The sequence below is a fragment of the Paenibacillus sp. J31R30 genome (assembly GCF_059692115.1).
Map to the genome: position 1 here is coordinate 36,474 of NZ_JCAUAV010000005.1, position 24,700 is coordinate 61,173.

Consider the following 24,700-nt stretch of genomic DNA (forward strand, 5'->3'; position numbering starts at 1 on the left):
TTGCATTTATTTAATATGTTGAAGCGAATTCCCCTGAGAAGGATGCTTTTTTGCATTTTTGCCATAAAAAAAAAGATAAGGCCCTCCTTAACCAAGGAGGGCCTTACAACCGAATAGTGCGCAGCACTCCACCTAAAAGAACAGCGTTAGTGCGCCGCATTCTCCTGAACAGCGAAATGCTTTTGAATCAACGAAATTTGACCCGAATGAATGCCTGTGTGATACATCAATCTTCCCACTGCTTCTAGTGGTGTTGATGGACCCATCGGCGATTCGACAGGCACCGTCCAAGCCTCTTCAGGCAGGGCACGCATCGCTTCAATGAGATAGTTGTTCGAGGCTGTCAGATCATCAACCAATTCCTGCAGGTTCGTAAAGGCTGGTTTCACCTTCGGGCCATTAGGTCCGCCTGCTGTATACAGCTTGATCCCTTCCGGGATTTTCACACCGAAAAACCAGTTCGCAAACATGTATTCAACCTCAGCGTTATGACGAAGCATATAGCCAATTGAAGCTGAACCTAATTCGAGGGTCAAATCAGCTTCAGGGAGCTTTTGGACTGTTTTATGAAAACGACCTTGAATCGCATTCCAAATCGGCAATACCGTTTCAAAACTCATAGTTAGCGCTCCTTCAGGTTCAATTAGGATGACTTTGCAGGTTGGTGGCCGTCTCTGGCTACGTGCTCGAATTTGGTTGCTGCCAAGTCGATGTCGAAGGCTTGACCGAATCCAGCTACATAGCGTCCTTCCAGCGTTGAAAGCTCGAACAAGGAGAAGTCCAGCGTTTTCAACACGTTGATCATCTGCTTTCCAAAGCGCTCACCGAACAAATCGAAAATATCTTCCTTATCTTCATTTCCAACATTAATAGCTGTACATACGAAACGTGCACGTTGTCTAGCAAACAAGTTCTCTGTAGAAGTTTCATCTTCAATCAGCATAACATCAACGGAAGGGTTCGTCTCCATATAACGGAAATGATTCGCAATTCTACTAATAAAGATATACAGCTTCCCATCCTTCTTTACAAAAGGCGCATAGGAGATGAACGGCTTCCCATTCTCATCCACCGTGCTCAACATTAACGTTTTCAAACTATCTGAGAATTTCAAGTACTGGAGCTTGCTGATTTCTTGATCCAATTGTTTCATTCGGTAACACCCCTGCTTTCTTCAAAATATGTATGCGGGGACCCGCACCATGAACGCCATATTGAATGTCGGATTCCACATCGTAGACATGTCTGAGCAAGTCGCTCGTTAACACATCTTGCGGTTTGCCGTATTGATAACGTTGCCCGTTCTTCAGTACACAGATGTTATCGCTGTACGCACTCGCATGATTCAAATCATGAAGCACCATAACTACAGTGATCTTCAGTTCACGATTCAATTTACGTACTAATTCTAATACATCCAATTGATGCGCGATGTCCAAGTACGTCGTAGGCTCATCCAATAGCAGCAGCTTAGGACGCTGCGCTAGAGCCATGGCGATCCAGGCACGCTGCGCTTCGCCGCCGGACAAAGAGTTGATGAGACGGTCCTTGAAGGTGATCAGCCCTGTTTGTTCCATTGCCCAATTGATAATATCGAAATCTTCCTCATTAAAACGCTCGAACCATTTCTTATGCGGCATCCGTCCGTAGCCAACAAGCTCTTCAATCGTCATGTCCGCAGGACTAGTGTTCGACTGGCATAGCATACACATGATGCGTGAAACTTGCTTCGTGCTGAGTGATTGCAACTCTTGATTGGCAATACAGATGCGACCGCTCTCACACGGCACGAGTCTGGAAACGCCTTTGAGAATGGTCGATTTCCCGGAACCGTTAGGTCCGATAATCGATACGACTTCTCCCTCCTGCACAGCTAATGAGAAGTCATTCACAATCGTTTTCTCCCCGTATCGAATCGTTAAGGACTGAACATCAAGCACGGCTTGCTTCCCCCTTTCGCATCAGATATAGGAAATAAGGGCCTCCGACCATCGCCATCACAATGCCTGAGGGTATCTCTAACGGTGCAAACGCGGTTCGCCCGACCGTGTCGGCTAGTAATAAAATGAGCGCTCCGAGCACGACACTGATAGGCAGCATATAACGATAATTGGAGCCAACTAGCATGCGAGCAATGTGTGGAACAACGAGTCCCACAAATCCGACAAGTCCGACCGCAGAGACCGAGACTGCAGCCAAGTAAACAGCGACGAACGACAGGGTAAACCGGATACGCGTCAGGTTCTGCCCTAAGTTATGCGCAGCTTGCTCCCCCAAACGCAAAATGTTTGCTTGGCGAATGCATAGGAAAGCTGCCACCCACCCAACGATTGAATAGGGGAAAATCGCCATCACACTGCCCATCCCTTTACCGGATAGGCTGCCATTTAGCCATTGAAGTGCAGTAGGCAGCTTATCGCTATATAAAATAGAGAGAAGTCCAATGACGCCGCCGAAGACTGCATTGACGGCAACCCCTGATAAAATTACGCGAATCGGCGCGAAGCCGCTGCGTTTATTCCAAGCCCAGACATAGACCATGATTGCCGCAAATGATCCTCCAATAATGGCACCTAGCGGTATCAAGGTAGACAAGCCTGGAAACACAAGAATAATAAACAACACCGCAACCGCCGCACCACTTGAAACACCTGTCAGTCCAGGATCAGCAAGCGGATTAAGCAAAACGGCCTGGAGTAAAGCACCCGATGCCGCTAAGTTAGCTCCGATCATTAGTGCAAGGAAAACTCTCGGAATACGAATATCCCACAAAATTGTCTGATTAGAGCCATCACCGTAACCGAATACGGTAACGATCGTGTCTATCGGTGAAATACGGGCGCTGCCTAGGCCGATAGAAAGCAACGTGCCCGCGAGAAGCAGAACACATGCAATCCCTATATAAGTGATGTTTCTTTTCTGCTTCTCGACCACGATTGCATTCCCCCGGCTTTATTTATACAGAACTTGCGCTAGATCTTTGAAAGCCGCAGGGGCATTAACGATAGATGCGATACCGAATAGATTGTAATCTAGCGGTTTAACTTTACCGTTTTTGAACGCGTTCAGCTTCTCCCAAGCGCCGTTCTTCTTTAAGTCCTCTTCTAGTTTCTTCGTTACGGCCGCAGGATCACCATGTGCTACCAGCAAAATAGCATCTGGATTTGCTGTTACAATGCTTTCCATGTTCAGTGGCACGTACGCTTCTTTCAGCTTAAGAACGTCGGATACCACGTTGGAAGCTCCTAGTTGTTTAACCAAGCTGCCTGTGAACGTGTTTTCATTCATGAACATCAACGACTCAGCTGATCCGAAAAGGATGAGTACCTTCGGTGCTGCTTTGCCTTTGCCAAGCTCACGCGCTGCTGCTTCTTCGGTTGTTGTTTTCTCAAGAAGAGCTGTTGCCTTCGCTTCTTGTTTGAATAATCTACCAAGAACAACTGTAGAAAGCTTGAGCTCATCTAAGGAATCCACAGGAATATACGCGGTTGGCAGCTTCGCTGGTTGGAACTTTTTCTCCAAGCTATCTTTAATAGACGCTGGTGAAACAATCACATCTGGCGTTAGCTTAGCTATTTGCTCCAAATCCGGCGCATGTGAGCTGCCGATTTTCGTCACATTCGCATACGCTGCCGGCATTTTGCTCGCCGTAGTTGGTACACCAACTGGCATAACGCCAAGCTCATTGAGAATTTCAGAGATACCTACGGAGACGGTAACAACTTTAGCCGGGTTTTGCGTTTTGAACTGTGCGAGAAGCTCCGTCGCTTTAGCTTCATCAATGGCAACCTTCGGTGCCGCAGTTGGTGCTGCTGTTGGAGCTGGTGTTGCGGCTGCTTTCGCTGCAGCACTCGGTGCTGGCGTTGCAGCGGGTTCGGTTGTAGTCCCTTGGCCGCAAGCGACTGTCAACGAGAGTAAAAGCACGGCCATTCCTAGTTTTACTGATGCCTTTTTCATGATTTTGAATCCCCCTATGTAATTGATAATGATTTTCATTATTATTATATTGATAATGATAATTGTTTTCAATAAGAATTTTTATGTCGTATTTCGCGTGGCAAATTCCGCTAGATTTCAGCATGCAAAAAACCGTGAAAGGTGCGATTTCGCTACCCTTCACGGTCTATTTGGTTTCGTTAGTACGCCTATTCGAGCTCGGCATAAAGCGCCGATGACAAATATCGCTCCCCGGTATCTGGCAGAATGACGACGATCGTCTTCCCTTTGTTCTCAGGTCGCTTCGCCAATTGGACGGCTGCGTGGGCTGCCGCTCCAGACGAAATACCGACGAGAAGCCCTTCGCTTTTGGCCAATTGGCGTGCCGTCTCCATCGCCGCTTCATTGCTAACGGTGAGGATTTCATCCACGACAGCTCGGTTGAAATTATCCGGCACAAAACCAGCGCCGATCCCTTGAATCTGGTGCACGCCACGTGTACCACCCGACAACACAGGGGAATCCGCAGGCTCCACAGCCACAATTTGAACATCGGAATGCCGCTGTTTCAAGATCTCTCCTACACCCGTAATGGTGCCTCCTGAACCTACGCCAGCTACGAAAATATCAACCTTCCCGCCCGTATCTCGCCAAATTTCTTCTGCGGTAGTTGTGCGATGAATCTCGGGATTGGCTGGGTTGCTGAATTGCTGCGGGATATAGGAATTGGGCAGCTGAGCAGCTAATTCCTTGGCTTTGCGAATGGCACCTTGCATGCCTTCCGCAGCTGGTGTGAGCACGAGCTCTGCGCCTAGGGCTCTTACAATTTTGCGGCGTTCCTCGCTGAACGAATCCGGTAGAATAATGATTAGCCGATAGCCTAAGGCAGCAGCTGCAAAGGCGAGGCCGATGCCTGTATTCCCGCTTGTCGGCTCAATGATGACGGTGTCTTGATTGATTCTGCCTTTGCGCTCGGCATCCTTCAGCATGCCATAGCCAATGCGATCCTTCACGCTGCCCGCTGGGTTAAAATACTCCAGCTTCGCGACAATCCTCGCTTCAAGCTCTTGGCGTTTATTGAAATTCCAAAGCTCAAGCAGCGGTGTATTGCCGATGAGCTCTGTTAAATTATTATATATTTTGGGCATGGGAACCCTCGCTTTCATGGTTATATATTAAACCTATACGTTTAGTTGGATAAATAAAGTATAGCATCTGTTCCGAGGGAAATTAAATCAATAATCCTGATGAAAGAGTATGGGTTTTTCTTATATTGGGGGGATTTGTTTGATTAGGACAACCCTATTGACGAACATATGGTACACTGATTTTTAGGTTGTACAAATCATAAACAGAGAAGCAAGGAGAAACACGGATGAAATTGGTATCTTGGAATGTGAATGGCTTGAGAGCCTGCGTGAATAAAGGATTTACCGATTACTTCAAAGAGGTGGATGCGGATCTATTCTGCTTACAGGAAACGAAGCTGCAGGAGGGTCAAATCGACCTCGACCTCGGTGAAGGATACAAACAATATTGGAACTATGCGGAGAAAAAAGGGTATTCCGGCACGGCCGTATTCTCGAAAGTGGAGCCACTATCTGTTCGGTACGGTATGGAAGAAGATTCTGAGCCAGAAGGTCGCATCCTGACCTTGGAATTCGAGAACTTCTATCTAGTAACGGTGTACACACCGAATGCGAAGCGAGACCTCTCCAGACTGCCTTATCGGTTAGAGTGGGAAGATCGGTTCCGCAATTATTTGCTCGGGTTGGATGCGGTCAAGCCAGTCTTGGTTTGCGGGGATTTGAACGTTGCCCATAACGAGATCGACTTAAAAAATGCCAAAGGCAACCACAACAACTCCGGCTTCACCCTCGAAGAGCGTGGCAAAATGACCGATTTGTTGGCAGCAGGCTTCATCGATACGTTCCGACACCTGTATCCAGAGCGAACGGATATGTATTCGTGGTGGTCCAATATGCCAGGCGTTCGCGCTCGGAATGTGGGCTGGCGGATTGACTATTTCCTCGCTTCTGCGCGATTAGCACCTAAGATTACCGAAGCATCGATTGCATGCGATATCTTGGGGAGCGATCATTGTCCGGTGGTTTTGGAGCTGGATCTAGCCTAGAAAGCTTGGCTGAGCCCAATCCCCGACTTAAGGAGGAGCGCCTGCTCCGACCTTCGTCGCTTCTGGAAATAACCCCCTCAGTGATAAGATCGAATCAACAAGAATTCGATGAGCTGTGAGGGATGCATGTGAAGAGAAACCGAAGAAGAAGACGGAGTTGGCTGTTTGGCATTTTGGCTTTGCTGGCCGTTGGGATCGCGGCTTATGCCTTGTTCTTCTATGGGAATCCAGATGATATTAAGGATCAAGGATTTGTAATTGAAAAGGGCAGCATGTCTGATCTGTGGTATCCTGTGCTTTGGACCCATGCGGTTGCTGCAGGGGTTGCATTGGGAGTGGGTTGGCTTCAGTTTATCAAGAAGATTCGACTACGCACACCGAATATTCATCGTGCCATTGGTTATGTGTATGCAACCATGATTACAGTGGCAGGTGTGACCGGCCTGTATTTGGCGTACTATGCCAGCGGCGGCTTGAGTGCTCAGATTGGCTTCGGAGTCCTATCTCTCATGTGGTTGTACACGCTTTACCAAAGCCTAAAGAGCATTATTCCCGATCGCAATCCGCGCAAGCACGGTCAATGGATGCTGCGAAATTATGCGCTGTCCTGCGCAGCGATCTCCCTTCGCGTCATGACCCCGTTGGCGGGTGTGTTCTGGGGTCTGACGGATACAAATGATACATTTGGCGTTATTGCTTGGCTCTGCTGGCTGCCGAATTTGCTCATCGCGGAGATGATCATTCGCAGTGGGATTCGCAGAGTGGCGCGTCCTTTGAACATTTAAGCATTGGAAATACCCCCTTCGATTGCGAAGGGGGTATTTCAACTTACTGTTCGCGTTCCGCGTCTATCACACCCATGCCATAGAATCGCAATCGGATTTCTATTGGTGGAGCGCCTATTTCTTCGCACAGCCGGCGAGATGGGCGGGCCTTCTGAGCGCGTTGCGCTTTTTTGAAGACAGCACCACACTGCCTCTAGTGGAGCGCATGGAAGAGCTTTTTCGGCAACGCAATCACCCGAGGAACATCACAAATTTTGATATTTCCGCGAATGATCTCATGCTGGATTCTGAACTGATGTCGGAGGTCGTTCCGCTATTCAAAGCCCTACTCGATGCTTCAGAGAGCACTCATCAAAGCATAGCCGCTTACATTCGAAACCACCCCGGTGCATTTGTAGCGTCAAATTGATTCAGGGTTAACCGCAAAAAGTGAATGAATATTCCCATCAGGATCAGCAAAGAAGGCAGTTACATGTCCCCAGGACTTTGCTTTGGGTTCCATAATCGCCGCTGCCCCTTTGGAGACGTATTCCTGATAAAGTGCGCTCACTTCTTCCGGTGAGTCACATTGAAAATTGAACTCAAAGGATTGCCCTTTGCGCGCTTCCGCAAACGAAGGATGATCATTCGTATTATCCGCCATAAGGGGAGTCGAGCAAATCGCTAGACGTACGCCGCTATTTTCAAATTCGACATACCCCGCTTCTTCCACCACGATTCGAAAGCCAAGTACCTCACGATAAAAACGAGCTAGCCTTGCCACATCATTCGATAAAATGGTGATGCCTTCTAATTGGATTCTCATATTGCGATCCCGCCTTTCAGAAGCTTGTATAACAAATTATATCACGCAACCCAAAAAGCGATCAAGTGTTCTTATTTCTAATAAGGCAACTCTCGCCCCTCCAAATGAGCCTTCAAATTCTCCAAAGACATGGCGTAGCCCTCTTCCGTCGGCTTTGCCTGCTCCTTCGATTCATACCCTGTCTCCGTGATGGTCACGCGGGTACCACCCTCTTCCTCCGCAGTGAGAAATGTCGTGATCATCTCATAATCCGGCACACTAAACTCCCAACGCAACGCGAAGCGTTGCTGAGGTTCAACTCCCTCGATGATCGCACGCAAAGTGACAACCTCCGTCCCCGCGTGGTACTCATTCGGTACATGGTGAAAGTAAACCTCAGCTCCCGGCGAAAGCTCGGCGACGTCCCATGGCGAGCCCGGGGAGTACCACTTCGAAAGCTCCTCCCCTTCCGTCACCGCTTGCCATGCTCGTTGCAGCGAAGCCTGAACCCAAATACTTTGTTCGACTGTAAACTGTCCCACACGAATCTCTCCTCACTTATAAATTCTGCTCACTGACTCCCGTCGCGGGATCAAACGTCAGCATTTTCGTGCCTATTTTATCGATAAAGAACCGATCATGACTTACCGTTATCACAGCGCCAGGGAAATGAATCAAGGCCTGCTCCATGACCTGAATACTCATAAGATCGAGATGATTCGTCGGCTCATCTAAGATGATGACCGCGGCGCCGGAGAGCAGACACTTCGCTAGCGCGACCCGCGCTTTTTGACCGCCAGAGAGGTTGCCAATAAACTTACTGAGGTCCATCTCCGAGAACTGCAGCATGGCGAGGAATTTGTTTACCTTTTTCCGCGGCGCGTCCAATCCCAGACCGTACGTGTTCACCGCATGGCTAACGGTATCCTTCGGATTAAGCTCTTCCCACATCCGGTTAAAATACGCGTAGCTGACGCCTTTTTCCCAGATCACCTCGCCGGACTCCGGCTTCTCCTGTCCCGTAAGCACCTTGATGAGCGTGGATTTCCCGCTTCCATTAGGGCCAACGATGACTAGGCGGTCTTCCTTTTGAATATCGAAGCTGACGTCTTGGAAAATAGTCCGATCCTCGTAGGTCTGCCCGATACCCTTCACCTCGCACAGCTTATCCGGAAACCGCAGCCGCTCATAAATATCCGTGATCAGCACGTTGACGGGGTGCGGTTCTATCCGTTTTTTATTATCTGCTAACTGACGCGAGAGACGGTCCTTGGACGATTTCTTGCTGGCACGGCTCTCAATAGCCTCCGACTCCATGAGGAGCAGCTCTTCTTCCCACTCAAATTGGCGGTCGAGCTCCTTTTTGCGCATTTTCTTTTTGCGGATATAGTCGGTGTAATTCCCCTCGTATTCCTGAAAGCGATAGTTCTCGATCTCGATCACCTGCGTGACCACTTTGTCGATAAATTCCCGGTCATGGGATATCAGAATCATCGCGCCTTTGAACCGATAGAGCCATTGCTCCAACCAAGCGATCCCTTCAATATCTAGGTAATTCGTCGGCTCGTCCAGCAAGACAACATCTGGCAGCTCTATGAGCATTTTGGCCAGCGCGGCACGGTTTCTCCAACCACCGGATAATTCGCCGATAGGCTGATGACGCGACCGATCATTGAAGCCAAGTTTCGTTAGCACCGTGTTAATCTCAACGGACACGTTCCATCCGTCCAAATGCTCCATTTGCTCAAAAAGCTCAGCCTGCCTCGTCAACAGCTTATCCATCTCGCCGTCATCGGTGACGGTACCCAGCTTTTCACCAACTTCCTGCAACTCGCGTTCAATCAACGCAACCTGCTCGAAGCACATTTCCAGTTCTTGCTGAACGGACAAGCTTCCGGTCATTTCCGAGAATTGCGAGAAGTACCCTATTTTAACCTGCGGATCTATATCTACCTTGCCTGAAGTCGGCTCTTCCTTGCCCATAATTAGCTTAAAAACCGTCGATTTGCCGGCACCATTCCGTCCAATCAGGCCGATTCGCTCACCTTGACTGACCTTAAAATAAATATCGCGAAAAATCATCGCGTCCTCATATTTCTTCGTAACGTTCTCCAAACGAATTACACTCATGGCTATCCCCTTTTACCTGCATCATTCTAGGCTGATTATATCATGTTTGGGTTCACGACATTTTTATATAAAATGGTGTATTGTATAGTTGACTTAATGTATAGTATAAGTTACATTGTGTATATAATATTTTACATTGTGTGAAAATGATTATACAGGAGGCATGAAAGAATGTCCTATCAGGAGAAAAAGCATATCGTCTCATTTATAAGCACGGTGTTCATTTTTGGTTTCTATTGTTGGTATGTCTTTCAAAAGGTTCAGGATACGAGTATGGATACGATGGAAACCCTCCGCTTCTGGGCGGCAGCTATCTTAATCTTAATTCCGGTATCCATTGCAGCGAAAATCATCATAGCTATTATCTTCAATATCATCTATCGCATAACGACCAAAGAAGTAGAGCCTTCCTTCTCAGATGAACTCGACAAATTAATTGATCTGAAAGCCATAAGAAATTCTCACTATGTGTTTACGCTAGGCTTTCTTCTAGCTATGGGATCGCTGGTGATGAATATGACACCTACCACGATGTTCATCATTCTGATCTTCTCAGGGTTCTTATCAGAAATGGCCGGTGTGTTCACATCGCTCTACCATTATCGGAAAGGAGTTTAAGATGGGCAAAAGTCTTATAAGCAATCACATCCGGAAATTACGTTTCAATCAGGATGAAATGACCCAGCAGCAGTTGGCGGATAAGGTTGGGGTGACCCGACAAACCATTGTGGCTCTCGAACAGGGCAAATACTCCCCTTCTTTGGAATTAGCATTTCGCATTGCACGTGTCTTCAAATTACCATTGGAAGATATTTTCTTTATCGAGGATGAGCAAGTGTGAGAACGACCAACTACATTCCAGGAGGGATTCTTTATGAGAGCGATTGTATGTATGAAGTACGGAACACCGGAGGTTCTTCAGCTCACAGAAGTAGCAAAGCCGACACCCAAGGACAATGAAGTAAGGATTAAACTGCATGCGGCCATCGTTACACCTTCGGATTGCGCGTTTCGGAAAGCGGACCCTTTTATCATTCGGTTCATGTATGGTCTAGCCAGACCGAAACATACGATATTAGGCGTGGAATTTGCAGGTGAAATTGATGCAGTGGGTAAAAGCGTCACGACCTTCCAGGTTGGCGACCGTGTTTCCGGTATTAGTCCGACGAAATTCGGTGCTTATGCCGAGTACACCTGTCTGCCTGAAACTGGCCTACTAGCTATCCTACCGGCCAATGCGAGTTTCGAGGAAGCTGTAGGCCTCTGTGACGGCGGCTTAACCGCGTTGACCTTTCTGCGAGATACGGCAAGACTTCAACGTGGACAAAAGGTATTGATTAACGGTGCTTCCGGATCCGTAGGGGCTTATGCGGTACAACTGGCGAAGTACTTCGGCGCGGAAGTGACGGGGGTATGCAGTTCTACTAATATGGCATTAGTGAAATCTCTCGGTGCGGACCAGGTCATCGACTATACTCAAGAGGACTTCACCCAAAGCGGTCGGACTTATGATGTTATTTTCGATGCGATAGGCAAACGGTCATTCTCACAATGTAAAGGCTCGCTATCTGCGAAAGGGATCTATCTCTCCACTGTGCCATCGCTGGGCATTATGCTCCAGATGTTATGGACATCCAAATTCGGCAGCAAAAAAGCCAAGTTCACAGCTTCGGGCTTACAGCAGAAGAAAGAGAATCTGGTGTTTCTCGCGGAGCTTTTTGACACAGGAGTGATAAGAGCAGTGATAGATAGACGCTATCCGTTGGAACTGATGGCTGAGGCTCATAGCTATGTGGATACAGGGCGTAAGAAGGGGAATGTGGTTATTACGTTTGGGGGTCGTCCCCTCACTCCAAATTCGCATACAAATGCTGCGTATACTCCTTAATGATCGCGGACACTTCAACATCCTTCTTGGTGATTCGCCACAGATAATTCGGGTATTTTCGATATGTTCCAATCGGGATCGTGACGACCTCGCTCTTGAACTTCTCAGGCATGGTCGTCACGATGTAATCCGTTGCGATGGTAATGGCATTGCCGCGGCTGACCATTTGCATGATGGCTTGGGTGTTATTCGTCGTTAATGCGATTCGGTTGCCTGTATCTCCTGAAATCAACTCCGCTGCAATCTTCTCTATATAAGCATCTTTATAAATAACGAAGACTTCATTATGTAATTCAGAGCCTGTTATGGCAGTTAAAAATCGCAAAGGCGATTGTTTATTCACGACAATAACAGCTTCCCCGCGAATCACTGGCTCCCATGTGAACGAATCATCCTGACTCTCACGAGACAAGGAGACGAACCCCATATCCGCTTCCCCTTTCATCACCTGATTCATTACCGCTGTATTATCGCCTTCGAGAAGTTGAACATTAATATGAGGGTAGATCCCCATAAAGGTAATCGTTGAGTTCGTAACCAATGAAACCATGCCAGGAATCGTAGCAATCACGATATTCCCTGTATTGATTGGATTGGACTTTGCGAGCTCGTTTCTCATATTACGGACGTTGGTTAGAATGGTACGTGCATATTTCATAGCTTTAAACCCATCCTGTGTAAGAGCAATACCTTTTTTGGAACGGGTAAAAAGCGTAGCTTCTAATTCATTCTCTAGCTGACTGATGGATTGACTGACGGCGGGGACGGTAATCCCGTGCTTTTTGGCCGTTTCTGTAAACGAACCAGACTCAGCAGAATCAATGAAATACTGGAGTTGTATAATATTCAATGTCTCTCATCCTTAACTTTTTGTTTAGGTTAATAAATTAAACTTAAATATATTTTATCACTTGTCGATGGTATTATACAGTAACAGTCATTAACTTGCCGAATCCCTCATAGGTGGAACACGACATCTTTCGAATAATTACGAGGAAAAAGGGAACATCATTAACGACGATTGTCACATGTAAAGGAGCATCGCCATTGAAAAAAAATATTTTGCAGGTATTTGCAGGTGAATTTCGCCGCTTTATCAAGAACCCTATGATGATCATCACCTTCATCGCTGTTGCATTAGTCCCTATTTTATATAGCGGATTTTTAATAAAAGGAACTTGGGATCCCTACGGTCAACTGGAGAAGCTGCCGATTGCAGTCGTCAATCTCGATCAAGGCGCTGCATTTGAAGGTGAATCACGCAACATCGGTAATGAATTTATGGATGAGTTACGCAAAAACGAAAACTTTTCCTGGGGCTTTATGAATGCCGAGGACGCCGCACAGGGGATGAGAAATAACCATTATTATGCCACGATTACGGTGCCCGCTTCGTTCTCAGCAGATGCAGCTTCGATTACGAGTGCCAATCCGAAGCAGGCTGAAATCATTTTCGAATCCAATAGCTATTACAACTTTGTTGCTGGTCAGATTGGGGAAAGTGCAACGAAGGAATTGAAAAATAAGCTATCCAAAACACTCACAGAGGCCTACTCTACAAGCATTCTGTCCGAATTCGAAACCATTTCGAACGGACTCGGCGAAGCTGGTAAAGGTGCCTCCGATCTCAACGCTGGCGCAAAATCCTTAAGCGATGGGATCCACCAAGTCAAAACCAATTTGGTCATCCTAGCGGATGGCACCAAGCAGTTGGACGATAGTGCTGGTTTGCTGCAAAAAGGAGCCGCGGGACTCAGCTCAGGCGCTTCGGAGGTCAGCAAGGGTGCCGCTGCACTATCGAGCGGAGTGAGCCAATTGCAAGATGCAGGCGCACAATTGGAACAAGGTGCGCAGAAAACCTTAGCAGGCACCTCTTCCTTAGTTTCAGGGCTGCAAGCCTCCCAAACGGGAGCGGATCAATTGGCCTCTGGCCTTGCTTCCTCTTCTAAAGGCAGCGCGCAATTGGTAGACGGTCTTACATCAGCCGTAAGCGCAAGTGATAAATTAGAGGACGGCTCCGCACAGCTCGCCTCAGGTCTTGAGGCATTCGTCGCGGGGCATCCCGATCTAGCTTCGAATGCTACAGTTACCAAACTCCTCGCAGCCAGTAAAGAGGTCGCTGAAGGAAACAAAAAGCTGCATGACGCCGAGAAGAAGCTTCTCACGGGTGGGCAGGCCTTGGCTTCCGGCACGGATAAGCTTGTGACTGGAGCTGAGAAGCTCAATGACGGACAGAAGCAATTAGTTGCTGGCGCTACTCAGCTCCAAACGGGTGAGCAGCAGCTCGCAGATGGCTTGCACACGTTCAATGCGAACTTGCCGCAGCTAACTGCTGGCGGCACTAAACTGCAGAACGGCGCCGCTCGGCTCAGCAGTGGTGCCGGAGAGCTTGCTGGCGGGATGACGCAAATGACTGCGGGCATTCATAAAGTGGCCAGTGGCGCCGCGCTGCTGAATGAGGGTGCGACTGCGCTGGATGCAGGTGCACCGAAACTAGTGGATGGCAGCGGTGAACTGGCAGCGGAATTGAATGATGCCGCGCAGAAAACCGCAGCCGTCAAGGCCGATGACAAAACGATTAGCATGCTGGCAGAGCCTGTGAAAATTACAGCAAATGACGACCGTAAGGTTGCCATCTACGCGAATGGCATTGCCCCTTATTTCATTTCCATGGCTCTATTCGCAGGCTCGCTGGTTTTCACGACCATCTATGCAGCACGAAGCACCTCTACGCCAGGTGCACAAGGGCTCAGATTGCTCGTTAGCAAGCTTTTAACCTTTAGTCTAATGAGTACGTTCCAAGCTTTGATTGCGACGACCGTTCTCACCTATGTCTTAGACTTGAAAGTACAGAGCATTCCCTTGTTCTATGTCTTTACCTTCGTCGTCGGCTTAACCTTCATGCTGATCATTCAAATGCTGGTCACATGGCTCGATCAACCGGGTCGATTCGTAGTTCTCTTGCTGATGATTCTCCAGTTAGCTTCAAGCGCTGGGACTTATCCCCTCGAGCTGCTGCCGAATTGGGCACAAGCCATTCATCCTTGGCTGCCTATGACCTACGCGATTCAAGGGTTCCGATATGTCATCTCCAGTGGTCAGTACGCTGAAATGTGGCATCAAGTGGGCTACTTGAGTATCTACCTGATAGCTTCCTTGATTCTAACAAGTGTTTATTTTCTTACTCGTAAAAAGAAAGTAAACAACGACGATGAGCATGAGCAGTTAATGCCGGTTACAGTGTAAATTTGAAAGGCTAGGAGTCCCCAAATGGGTGATTCCTAGCCCTTTTTGTTATTTCAGATGCTAATACGACACGGTGGATCAATTCTTCATTAAGTTTTAACAAAATTCGTCAAAAACCAACAAAAACCAACTGACATATGGTACGATTTATACATCTAAAGAACTATTAATGGCTCAGGAACAGTATAAGTAGGAGAGATGTACATATGCGGAAGTTAAAGGTTTTTATAAGTATTTGTTTACTGTCTACCACATTGCCGACATCGGTATTTGCAAGCTATACACTCGATCCAGAGACGAATGGCGTTGATATTGAGGATGTGGTGAAAGCCATTCACGATGAACATGCAATGAGCATGATTACAGGGAAAAGTACATTTGATAAAACCGATGTACGAAATTTATTAAGCCAAGTTGCACCTTTGAGTTACCAGATCTCCCTGGGTGAAGTTAGCGGCTTCGTCACGGATGAAACAGGGGCAGCGGTTGTTGACGCTGAAATTAAGCTAGATGGAAAAACTATGCAAACAAACGCTCTTGGATACTTTAAATTCGATGCCGTCCCTGTATCATACCAGACATCGGTTTCTATCAAAAAGTCAGGTTATACGGATGTTGTATCGGATGTTTTCAATATTTTGACTGGTGACAAGCGCAATTTAGGTACTTTGGTTTTGAGAAAAATCCCAACCTACGGTTCCGTCTCCGGTTATGTGTATGGACCTGACCATCTGGCATTGGCTTCGGCACTCGTTTCAGTCGATGGACAAAGCCCTCCTATGACTGTATATACGAATACTACCGGATATTTCTACTTAGACCTTGTGCCCACAGGCACTCAAAGCCTCACTGTAACGAAGGACACCTACACAACAATTACAACAGTTCCCTTTAACATAACGAAGGACAGCCTAACCACGATTCCAACCATTCATCTTAAAAAAGTAGTTAATCCACAACTGACGGGCAGTATTCAGGGTGTGGTTAAGTCCGACAATGATCAGCCTCTAAGCAATGCTTTGGTTACTGTCACCGGGACTACTTATGCAACCTCAACAGATAATAATGGGTCGTTTGTTCTAACTAACATACCCGTGGGTGTAGCAGGACTAGACATTACAAAGCAAGGTTACTTACCTTTCCACATCTCAGGTATCACCGTTTCACAAAATGTTTATGATACTGGAACAATCAAGATATCTCCTATTGTCGTTAACCAAGGAACGGTTCGAGGTAATTTGTCCGATGTGAATGGTATTCCAGTTGAAGGAGCCATGTTAACCCTCAATGGTTTCACCGTGTGGACAGATGCCTCTGGTGAATTTATTTTCAGTAATGTCGCGGCTCTTTCCAATGCATCTCTACAGATTACCAAAGATACATATGAAACGTTAACCGTTCCTCCTTTTAACCTCGCTACCGGGGAAACCAAGAATCTGAACAATCTTGTGATGTACAAAGTCAAAGGCAGTATTTCAGGCCATGTTGCTTCTACTACTGGAGGCAGATTAGAATCCGTACAAGTCCATGTCAAAGGAAGCGAAATAACCGAATATACAGATGCATCTGGCAATTTTACAATCAATAATCTTCCAGTAGGCAGCCATACTCTTCAGATTTCAGCGGAGAACTATGTCGGTCAATCCATATCTGTAACTGTCCTGCAAACTGGGAGTCAGCCTGTCTCTGTAACCCTCACTCCTGTTAAAGGCATTGTAAAAGGAACAGTAATAGATGAAGACGGCAATTTCGTTGTTGATGCGAATGTTTCGCTTGATGATGTTTCAGCGACCACCAATGAGAGTGGGGAGTTTACTTTCAACGATGTTACGGCGCGCAGCGGTGCAGTACTTGTCGTCACGAAGACTAACTATGAAACGTTGGCGGTGCCTGCCTTTGATTTAGCTACAGGCCAAATCAAGGATCTTGGCAATGTAACCCTCGTGAAAGCTAAAGGCTCTATTTCAGGAAAGGTAACTTCTGTGTATGGCGGTAACTTGGCAGCGATACACATCACCATCCTAGAAACCGATGCTATGTTTGAAACCGATGCTAATGGCGATTTTACAATCGACAACTTGCCGGTCGGCAGCTATACACTGCAGTTTTCCTCGGCTGACTACATTGGTGATGTAAGAACGGTGACGGTCTCACAAAATGAAGTTAGTTCAGTTCCAGTGAGTCTCACTCCTGTTAAAGGCATTGTAAAAGGAACGGTAATTGATGAGGATGGCCATTTCGTTGTTGGTGCAAATGTTTCGCTTGATGGCGCCTCAGCGACCACCAATGAGAGTGGGGAGTTTACTTTCAACGATGTTACGGCGCGAAGCGGTGCAGCACTCGTCGTCACGAAGGCTAACTATGAGACGGTGTCTCTAGAGCCTTTTAACCTGGCTACAGGTGAAATCAAGGATCTTGGCAATGTAACCCTCGTGAAAGCCAAAGGCTCTATTTCAGGAACCGTCGCTTCGAGCAACGGAGGCACTCTAGCCTCGGCAGCCATCCATATCAAAGGAACAAACTCAACGGTATATACGGATGAAACCGGCAACTTTACGATCAACGATCTCCCGGTAGGCAGCTATACGCTCCAATTTTCAGCGGAGAACTATATCGGTCAAGACATAACTGTGACTGTCCTGCAGGCTGGGACCCCTTCGGTCTCGGTAAGCCTTACTCATCAAACAGCTAATGTTGAGGGCTATGCCATGTCCACGACTGGTGAGTTCATACCATATGCACAAGTTACAATACCAGACACAAGCTACATGACAGCTACAGACGCTAACGGTAAGTTCACATTTTATTCCCTTCCTGTAGGATATGAGATACAAGAGATCGCTATCGCAGACTATCAGCCAAAACTGCCTCTAACCGCATTTACGGTTACACCTAATGCTAACAGTATCGGTACTCTTGAATTTATACCCGTCGGAACAATAACAGGTGTCGTTCGAGCTAGTGATGAAAACAATAACAATCCCGTATTAGCTAATGTGAATGTCACCCTGCAGGCAAATGGCGGTAGTTATGTGCAAACCGTCACATCGGATGCTGAGGGTACCTTCCATTTTACAAATATCCCTGCAAATGCAAGTTATACCCTTACTTCTGAAAAAGCAGGCTATTTATTGTATCCGATGCAGCCGTTCACTGTTAATATGGGGCCAAATTATAAGTATATTTACTTGCAACAAGGTGTAGCTGTAACGAATGAAACCCAGCTACTAGCGGCATACGCTGATACTAGCGTTCCTTATATTTTACTGCTCAATGATATACATCTAACGGTACCTATCGTGTTCAACCGAGATATAAGGCTCGCAGGCGTGTATGCTAACAATTCCAATACCAAGCTTTCTGCTCCTAACTTTTCAATTTCATTCAATCCTTTTCCTAATGTCGGGTGGAGTGGATTAGATATCTATTGTGATGTTGGTAGTGACGAAACGAAGCTTCAATCAGCACTTCGCAGTTTCGTAGGAATAATTAAAGTAAACGGTCTAGGCAATTATTCAGGATTTATTAAAATAGTACCTCAAAAGAATTACTTTATCACTGATGGCACAAGCAACCTTACTGCGTTTGTAAACAACGCTGAAGGATTAGGAAATGCACTTGCTAATCCAAATGTTTCAACCATTTATGTTGCTGAAAATATCTATTCCTACGGTAATTTGGACTTTCCAAACCGATCAATTCACTTTACTAGCCAATCAGAGAAGATAATTCAAAAAGACAGCTATTCCAATACTAATCAAGTACAACTGACGAACGTCAGATTATTGCCAGAGTCTGATACAACGCCACCCACGCTGACTTCCGTTTCTACGGGAATCGTGGAACTTGATCTAAACGATGTAACAGCCACATCAAACGAGGCGGCTACACTTTATTTGGTGCCAGAAGGGACAGCACGCGAGTTAGGGGAAATTACCTCACACAAAGTTACAAGTGTGTTCGCCGCTACTGGCGTGCAAGCCTCATTAAAATTGTCTGCTGTACCGCCAGGAGAGTACGTCGTATATGCCGTTGATTCTGCTGGTAATATCTCCGATGCTTCTGCCACAATCAACGTACGCAAATCACTAGCGAAGGTTTTGTCAGATATCCGCTATGGCTTAGAAATAGCAAACATGACTTGGATTACCGGCTCTGATTTCATAACCGCGGGGCTTCAAAATTTGATCGAGAATCAGCTCGACTTGTATCAATTTGCTCTTACTATGGATAAGAACGCACTGCTTTCAGCATCCACTAATCAGGATTTTGTTGCAAGAATGCAAGAATGGGTAAATACCGCGAATGCGGCGCCGGTCATTCAACGTGCGTTAATGTCAGGCTTTGGTAGCACTTACGATTGGTCCAAGCTCAATAATGATGCTGAGCGCATCCTCAATGAATATGAGTTAACAGGTATCTCCTCAACTTCACAGCTTACGGTAGCGGAGCATCTGTTGGAGCTTGCACACAAACGCGGCAATTATAAGCTTTTGACACGATCAGCCATTCAAGCAGCGCTTCAAGGTACAACACCATCGCCTCAGCTTTCCCTTTGGGCTGGGACGCCTGTTCAGCATGCATCTGGAACGAAGCGAGTAACCCTAACTTTGGTTCTCAAAAATAGCAATGGCGATTCTTTAAAAGGCTACACGGCGGACGATTTTACAGTAATGGTCGACGGTATGGCTAAATCCCTCTCTGATATGAGTGTTTTCCCATCTTTCACTTACAAAGATGAGATTAATGCTTATCAAATCGTGTTTGAAGGCAGCCAGGACGCGGCAACTTATATCATTTCAGATCTTTCACTTAACGGTACACGCTTGCAAACGGAAGGATTGGCTGTTCAGACGCCAGGTGCAGGAATCCCAGTCACATCGATTGGATTAAGTTTATATACCAACTCTGATCGCATTCAAACCAATAGTTCCAATACGCTTCGACTTACTATTGAACCGTCAAATGCGACGAATAAAGACATCGTCTGGCGTGCTGAGCCTAGTGAGATTGCAACCGTAACTCAAGAGGGATACCTAAACGTTACGGGCATAGGACCATTTAGACTTACAGCAACGAACCCGTTATCCGGCATAAGCAAGACACTGGAGCTGATTGCCGTTGATAGTCAGACTGCGCTGAGTACCGTACAGGCTTATGCAGCCAGTGAAGGGACAACATCCTTGACTTTGGAAGATTTAAAGAATACGTGTGTCGGTAACATCGTGGATAGTGCATTTGTGAATTACAAAAGAGCGATAGTAGCTAAAGGCGAGGAATTCGCTGGATTACAGAACTATCAAGTTTACAATTTGCTGCAAACTATTATTAGCGACTACAGCTCCAATGCACTTCTTAACCAAGCGCTCTACGAGTATGTCGATGACAATCCCGCGGCTTGGGATGCATTGAATAGAGTTGATCTACTTGCGAATGGCATTTATCAAACGGATGATACCAACATCCAGTATGTCAAACAAGTGATCTTGGATGCGTTTATCGAAGATGGCGGCCCACTCGGTCAGACGCAATTGCATACATTGGTTTCTAAGGTGCCAAGCTTCTCCATTAGAAGTTATAATCCAACCGTCTATACTACTCAAGTGATAAGCCAACATTTAAATAGTGCGGGAACCAACGTTGTCGTAACGTTCAAGGTTGCTAATTTATTCAATGAGGGTAATTCTGGCCTTGATTCTCAGGATGTGAAAGCAATCGTTAGTGGAGAAGCTAGAGGCTTAAACGACTCCGCCATGTTCTCGAACTTCATAAATCAAGGCAATGGCGTATACAGTTTTGAAGTCCGGCAATCGGCCCTAGCGAGTCCTCTCCTTATCGATACATTAAAGATTCGAGTTGGCTACACGGATATTCCGATTGCAACTGATATTTCCGTGAGTAGACAAGCTGCACTGATCGAACATTCTATTGCCAATGGCAACCTAAATATCGTGGATGGGCTGTTGTTCACAGCAGGTAATCTGCCGAACATACTTGGACTAAATTTGTTGGATCTTCTCAATAATCTGGAAGCCGCCTACACCGCTCATGGCAATGTGCTCACAGAAAGTACGATTCGCCGAATTATAAACGGTATGCGTGTTGTAACGTCGTATTACCCAACACAATCCGCAAGCAACGACACTTACCATCTTGTATTCGATCAAAACGTAATAGGGAACTTGTTCAATTCTGTATCCGCACGTAACCAGAACGGTTACCTCGCAAAATACGGTACGAGCACATCCCCCAACACCAATTGGTATGACTTCACATTTGGACATACGTCAACATTCCCCGTTGTTTTTACTTACATAGCAGGCGCAACGGAGAAACTGAGATACACCAGCGATAATTCACTCGCGCCTGATTTTGAAATTATACTTACGGATTCTTCTTCCTAGCATCAGAAAACCCCGCTCTCCGTTTTAATGAGAGTGGGGTCTTTGTAGTTCTATCACATATCCTGCTTTAATGGCCGCCGTTTTCTGACTAGCTTCCTGTCAGCCCGGGGGCTTGCGCACAGCTCTTCCACGTATTGATCGAACGTCTCTGCGAGCACTTCATACTGGAAACATGTCTTCGCACGTTTGTAGCCGTCCGTTACTAGACGCTCTCTCAGCGCCTCATCCTCTGCCAAAAGGACAATGCTATGTACGATTTCGGCATGTGAATCCGGATCAACGAGAAGCCCCGTCACCCCATCAAGCACCGCCTCCAAAGCTCCACCTGACCTTCCGGCTATAACAGGCACTCCTGCCGAGGCTGCTTCCAAGTAGACGATTCCGAACCCTTCGGCATCCCCCTTCTCCAGCTCTCGACACACCATAATAAACTGGTCAGCCAAGTTGTAATAATCATTCAAGCTTTCACTTCCACTGATACTGCCGATGAACATAACCGCATCCGCAACACCAGTCACCCGTGCAAGCTGTTCAAGTCGGGCACGATCGGGGCCATCCCCGATAATGACATATACAGCATGAGGAATCTGCTTGAGGATTTCGGGCATGGCCTCGATGACGCGATCCTGCCCCTTCCTCGTGACCAATCGGCCAACGGATAAAATGACATATTTATTTTCAAGTCCATGCCGTCGGATCAACTCTAAGTTGACAGATCTCTGATCAAAGACAGCCTCCACGCCAGGATGCACAAGACTAATACGTGAAGAATCGACTCCATAATCTTCTACTAGTTTTTTGGTAAAAATACTATTCGTCAGCACGCCGTCGGCATGCACCAATATTAACTTTACGATCTGATTTAAGCCGAAAAACCGACGAAACATCAACATATCCATCCCATGTGTCGAAATCACATAACGGCGCTTTCCGAATATCCGAAACAGCAGACCGATGAACCCGATGAGCACATATCCGTAAACCGTAACATCCGGCTCTTCCACCATCATCATTTTCCTCACATGTCGGAACAATCGCCCCCAACTCAAGATGTGAGCGCGCTCGTTACGCATAAAAGCCCCGCGAACCGTCCGAAAGGACTGTTTCCCATCGAAAGCTTCACTCCCTGGGTACTCAGGAGCGAGAACGGTAATGTCATGTTTCGTATGCTTGGAAAGGTTATAGTAATAACTTTGCATACCACCAATTCCAGGCGGGAACACGCCAGCAACAAGTACGACTTTTTTACGATTCATAGCTTCTCACCTTTCGCGCTAGTCTGTAGGCCATCTGAATCAAGGCCCAGAATGTGACTTCAGCCATCATGTTCCATAACCGTGCTATGATCGAAATGTGCAATGCCGCCTCTGCACCTAGCTTATGCGACAAAAAGTAAACCAAGAAGCCTTCCCTAACACCAAGCCCGCCCGGAAGCGGACTCAATAATCCGAGCAGCCAGGACGTGGCGAACGTACCAGCTGCGTAGAATACGTCAATTCGGCCAGCGCCGAAGCTGTTCGACAACATCCAGAATGCGATCCCCATCACGAAATGGCTGCCTAGAAAACAACTGAAATAACCGAAAAATTGATTGCGAGTCAAGGAGGCTCCCGAACTGATATTCGATAGGGAGTAGGCTGAATTTGTCAGTCGATCTAGCGGCTTTTTAAGCAGCTTCCACCGAGAAACTTGGGCGAATATTCGGCCTATCCAAGCGGTTATGCGCGAATAATACACATATGCGGCACCCGCAATGGCACCAATAGCTAAACAAATAGGAATTGACATAACGTCTAAGCTAAAAGCAAGCAGAATCGCATACGAAAGTGCTGCGGACACCAAGAGAACGTTTTCGTATACGATAGCCGCAAACTGTGCGGCAAGTGATACCCCTGCCTTAGTGGCGAGCACGATGCGGCCCGCATAGTTCCAGAAACCGCCTGGTATGTACTTGGCGAATTGGGAGTTAATAAACATGCGCAAACCTGACAATAAATCCAGCCTTGTACTACTGCCTGTTCTTGCTCCCACGGCATTTATAATGAGCACCCAGATGCTCGCCTGCAGCATTAAGAAAAAGGCGAAAAGGACCATAGACACATAAAAACGATAATCTGCTTCCATTAGAAACGTTACTAAGTCAGCGGGCTTGAGCGATAAGCTTCTCTGGGCGAAATACAAGATGACCGCTACGAGTAAGACTTTCAGCATCACCGGCCACCATTTCCGTAGCATCGCCTGGCTTCACCGTCCCTTCCTATTCGTACGGCCGTCCAATTATTGTATAACAGCAATGTAAACCGGAATGCAGGCAATCATTTTTATTTTGTTAATTTACTGAAAACCCTCTAAAACAAACTAAATATTCCCAATTCCGACAGATTCCGATATAGTTATCTTAATTCTAATATCAGATGGAGGCCCTATGAATACTAAAGAGCAATCCTCAGGCGGCAGCACCATATATCGCCATCAAACAACAGATCGACCCTTCACCTTCGCCCAAGGGGATGAAGCTTCACTCGAACTCATTTCTCAACATGTGGAGAAGTATATCGGCCCCATCCAATCCGTATTTCACGAAATCGTCTCCGACTTGGTTCATATCGACGTACTTTACGTAGCTCCAACCAAGGAGCGCAATTACATCACATTGGTAACCTCAGGAATGAGCAACTTGCGAATGACTGTCCCTGAAGGCGCGGAAGCCTTCCGTTATGCCGAACTCATGATCTGTCTCCCAGCGGATTGGCAGCTATCGAACGAAAGCATCCAAAAGGAAGAAAATTACTGGCCTATCCGCAGCCTAAAAACACTTGCTCGCCTTCCTCATGAATACAACACATGGCTATATGTCGCCCACACGATTCCCAATAATAATCCCGCCGAACCGTATGCAAGCAATACGAAGTTGATGGGCATGATGCTAACGATCCCCTCTATCGTGGAGCAGATTAACGAGTTCTTCACACTTGCCATCTCGCCGGACAAAGAAGTTCATTTCTTCAGCCTAACACCGCTCTATAGCGAGGAAATGGACTATAAGCTTAATCATGGTGCCGAGGCGCTATTCGAAAAGCTCGACAAAGCTGGCGTTACTGAAATTCTTGATCCTCGTCGTAAAAATACGTGCAAAAAACGGTTTGGTCTTTTCTAAATAGGGTCAGAGCCCACCGCAATCAACTCATACAAGTCGTTCACCTGACAACCGATGGTATCCGCAATCGATATGGCCACCTTCAGGGGCATGATTCTCTTATTTTCCATATAGTCCACTAATCGTTCAGGCTTATAAAACAAATCCCGGGTTAGTACTTCTTTAGCAATGCCGTATTCCTCTAGTCTTTCCTGTAACAGACAACGTCCAATTTCAAATTTCATATACGATCCCCT

Annotated in this window: 22 protein-coding genes; 9 read left to right on the top strand and 13 right to left on the bottom strand. The window is 46.7% G+C overall.

Annotated features, from left to right (window positions below):
- Positions 1-146: 146 nt before the first annotated feature.
- From AC58QO_RS18925 to cysK, 6 genes are all read right to left on the bottom strand, one after another.
- The gene (locus AC58QO_RS18925; protein WP_497268215.1) at positions 147-620 is read right to left on the bottom strand and encodes a DinB family protein; all 474 of its coding nucleotides are present in this window, start codon (positions 618-620) and stop codon (positions 147-149) included.
- 23 nt (positions 621-643) lie between these two features.
- A complete protein-coding gene (locus AC58QO_RS18930; protein WP_497268217.1) occupies positions 644-1,153 on the bottom strand; it encodes a HugZ family pyridoxamine 5'-phosphate oxidase in 510 nt (169 codons plus the stop codon).
- Positions 1,098-1,940 (bottom strand): ABC transporter ATP-binding protein, encoded by an 843-nt coding sequence (locus AC58QO_RS18935; RefSeq protein ID WP_497268219.1) that lies wholly within the window; start codon positions 1,938-1,940, stop codon positions 1,098-1,100. Before AC58QO_RS18935 ends, AC58QO_RS18930 begins: the two co-directional genes overlap by 56 nt.
- Positions 1,933-2,937, bottom strand: coding sequence for a FecCD family ABC transporter permease (locus AC58QO_RS18940; protein WP_497268723.1), 1,005 nt, complete (start codon positions 2,935-2,937; stop codon positions 1,933-1,935). The genes AC58QO_RS18935 and AC58QO_RS18940 overlap by 8 nt, the downstream gene beginning before the upstream one ends.
- A 15-nt stretch (positions 2,938-2,952) precedes the next feature.
- The gene (locus AC58QO_RS18945; RefSeq protein WP_497268221.1) at positions 2,953-3,957 is read right to left on the bottom strand and encodes a helical backbone metal receptor; all 1,005 of its coding nucleotides are present in this window, start codon (positions 3,955-3,957) and stop codon (positions 2,953-2,955) included.
- Positions 3,958-4,145: 188 nt separating this feature from the next.
- Positions 4,146-5,084, bottom strand: coding sequence for a cysteine synthase A (gene cysK, locus AC58QO_RS18950; RefSeq protein ID WP_497268223.1), 939 nt, complete (start codon positions 5,082-5,084; stop codon positions 4,146-4,148).
- A gap of 227 nt (positions 5,085-5,311) precedes the next feature.
- Here cysK and AC58QO_RS18955 point away from each other — a divergent pair, with 227 nt between their 5' ends.
- The 3 genes from AC58QO_RS18955 to AC58QO_RS18965 all read left to right on the top strand — a co-directional run bounded on the left by AC58QO_RS18955 (position 5,312) and on the right by AC58QO_RS18965 (position 7,264).
- Complete coding sequence (locus AC58QO_RS18955) at positions 5,312-6,070, top strand: exodeoxyribonuclease III (protein WP_497268224.1); 759 nt, start codon at positions 5,312-5,314, stop codon at positions 6,068-6,070.
- Positions 6,071-6,198: 128 nt separating this feature from the next.
- On the top strand, positions 6,199-6,855 hold the full coding sequence (locus tag AC58QO_RS18960; protein ID WP_497268225.1) for a DUF2306 domain-containing protein: 657 nt from the start codon (positions 6,199-6,201) through the stop codon (positions 6,853-6,855).
- Positions 6,856-6,877: 22 nt separating this feature from the next.
- Positions 6,878-7,264: a hypothetical protein gene (locus AC58QO_RS18965; protein ID WP_497268227.1), complete on the top strand. Its 387-nt coding sequence runs from the start codon at positions 6,878-6,880 to the stop codon at positions 7,262-7,264.
- On the opposite strand, the gene AC58QO_RS18970 is transcribed toward AC58QO_RS18965, so the two are convergent.
- The 3 genes from AC58QO_RS18970 to AC58QO_RS18980 all read right to left on the bottom strand — a co-directional run bounded on the left by AC58QO_RS18970 (position 7,256) and on the right by AC58QO_RS18980 (position 9,769).
- Positions 7,256-7,660, bottom strand: a complete 405-nt coding sequence (locus AC58QO_RS18970; RefSeq protein ID WP_497268229.1) for a VOC family protein — start codon at positions 7,658-7,660, stop codon at positions 7,256-7,258. The two genes, AC58QO_RS18965 and AC58QO_RS18970, sit on opposite strands and share 9 nt — an antisense overlap.
- A 77-nt stretch (positions 7,661-7,737) precedes the next feature.
- Positions 7,738-8,181: an SRPBCC domain-containing protein gene (locus AC58QO_RS18975; RefSeq protein ID WP_497268230.1), complete on the bottom strand. Its 444-nt coding sequence runs from the start codon at positions 8,179-8,181 to the stop codon at positions 7,738-7,740.
- A 16-nt stretch (positions 8,182-8,197) separates the two neighbouring features.
- Positions 8,198-9,769 carry an ABC-F family ATP-binding cassette domain-containing protein gene (locus tag AC58QO_RS18980; RefSeq protein WP_497268231.1) on the bottom strand — a complete coding sequence of 524 codons (1,572 nt, stop codon included), beginning with the start codon at positions 9,767-9,769 and terminating at the stop codon, positions 8,198-8,200.
- A 171-nt stretch (positions 9,770-9,940) separates the two neighbouring features.
- Here AC58QO_RS18980 and AC58QO_RS18985 point away from each other — a divergent pair, with 171 nt between their 5' ends.
- From AC58QO_RS18985 to AC58QO_RS18995, 3 genes are read left to right on the top strand one after another with little or no spacing between them, the layout of a single operon-like run.
- On the top strand, positions 9,941-10,387 hold the full coding sequence (locus AC58QO_RS18985; protein WP_497268233.1) for a hypothetical protein: 447 nt from the start codon (positions 9,941-9,943) through the stop codon (positions 10,385-10,387).
- 1 nt (position 10,388) lies between these two features.
- Positions 10,389-10,610, top strand: coding sequence for a helix-turn-helix transcriptional regulator (locus AC58QO_RS18990; protein WP_497268235.1), 222 nt, complete (start codon positions 10,389-10,391; stop codon positions 10,608-10,610).
- A 33-nt stretch (positions 10,611-10,643) separates the two neighbouring features.
- Positions 10,644-11,657: an NAD(P)-dependent alcohol dehydrogenase gene (locus AC58QO_RS18995; RefSeq protein ID WP_497268236.1), complete on the top strand. Its 1,014-nt coding sequence runs from the start codon at positions 10,644-10,646 to the stop codon at positions 11,655-11,657.
- Here the strand turns inward: AC58QO_RS18995 and AC58QO_RS19000 are convergent.
- Positions 11,617-12,507, bottom strand: a complete 891-nt coding sequence (locus AC58QO_RS19000; RefSeq protein ID WP_497268238.1) for a LysR family transcriptional regulator — start codon at positions 12,505-12,507, stop codon at positions 11,617-11,619. The two genes, AC58QO_RS18995 and AC58QO_RS19000, sit on opposite strands and share 41 nt — an antisense overlap.
- A gap of 197 nt (positions 12,508-12,704) precedes the next feature.
- Here AC58QO_RS19000 and AC58QO_RS19005 point away from each other — a divergent pair, with 197 nt between their 5' ends.
- Entirely contained in the window at positions 12,705-14,903 is a 2,199-nt protein-coding gene (locus tag AC58QO_RS19005) for a YhgE/Pip family protein (RefSeq protein ID WP_497268239.1), read from the top strand.
- A gap of 206 nt (positions 14,904-15,109) precedes the next feature.
- Positions 15,110-21,307 carry a carboxypeptidase regulatory-like domain-containing protein gene (locus AC58QO_RS19010; protein ID WP_497268241.1) on the top strand — a complete coding sequence of 2,066 codons (6,198 nt, stop codon included), beginning with the start codon at positions 15,110-15,112 and terminating at the stop codon, positions 21,305-21,307.
- Between the two features lie 53 nt (positions 21,308-21,360).
- On the opposite strand, the gene AC58QO_RS19015 is transcribed toward AC58QO_RS19010, so the two are convergent.
- Together AC58QO_RS19015 and AC58QO_RS19020 are read right to left on the bottom strand one after the other, a co-directional pair.
- The gene (locus AC58QO_RS19015) at positions 21,361-22,563 is read right to left on the bottom strand and encodes a glycosyltransferase family 4 protein (protein WP_497268243.1); all 1,203 of its coding nucleotides are present in this window, start codon (positions 22,561-22,563) and stop codon (positions 21,361-21,363) included.
- Positions 22,553-23,518, bottom strand: coding sequence for a lysylphosphatidylglycerol synthase domain-containing protein (locus AC58QO_RS19020; RefSeq protein WP_497268245.1), 966 nt, complete (start codon positions 23,516-23,518; stop codon positions 22,553-22,555). The genes AC58QO_RS19015 and AC58QO_RS19020 overlap by 11 nt, the downstream gene beginning before the upstream one ends.
- A 214-nt stretch (positions 23,519-23,732) precedes the next feature.
- On the opposite strand from AC58QO_RS19020, the gene AC58QO_RS19025 reads away from it, so the two are divergent.
- Positions 23,733-24,464, top strand: a complete 732-nt coding sequence (locus AC58QO_RS19025; protein ID WP_497268247.1) for a suppressor of fused domain protein — start codon at positions 23,733-23,735, stop codon at positions 24,462-24,464.
- On the opposite strand, the gene AC58QO_RS19030 is transcribed toward AC58QO_RS19025, so the two are convergent.
- Positions 24,461-24,688 (bottom strand): XRE family transcriptional regulator, encoded by a 228-nt coding sequence (locus AC58QO_RS19030; protein ID WP_497268249.1) that lies wholly within the window; start codon positions 24,686-24,688, stop codon positions 24,461-24,463. The two genes, AC58QO_RS19025 and AC58QO_RS19030, sit on opposite strands and share 4 nt — an antisense overlap.
- Between the last annotated feature and the right edge of the window lie 12 nt (positions 24,689-24,700).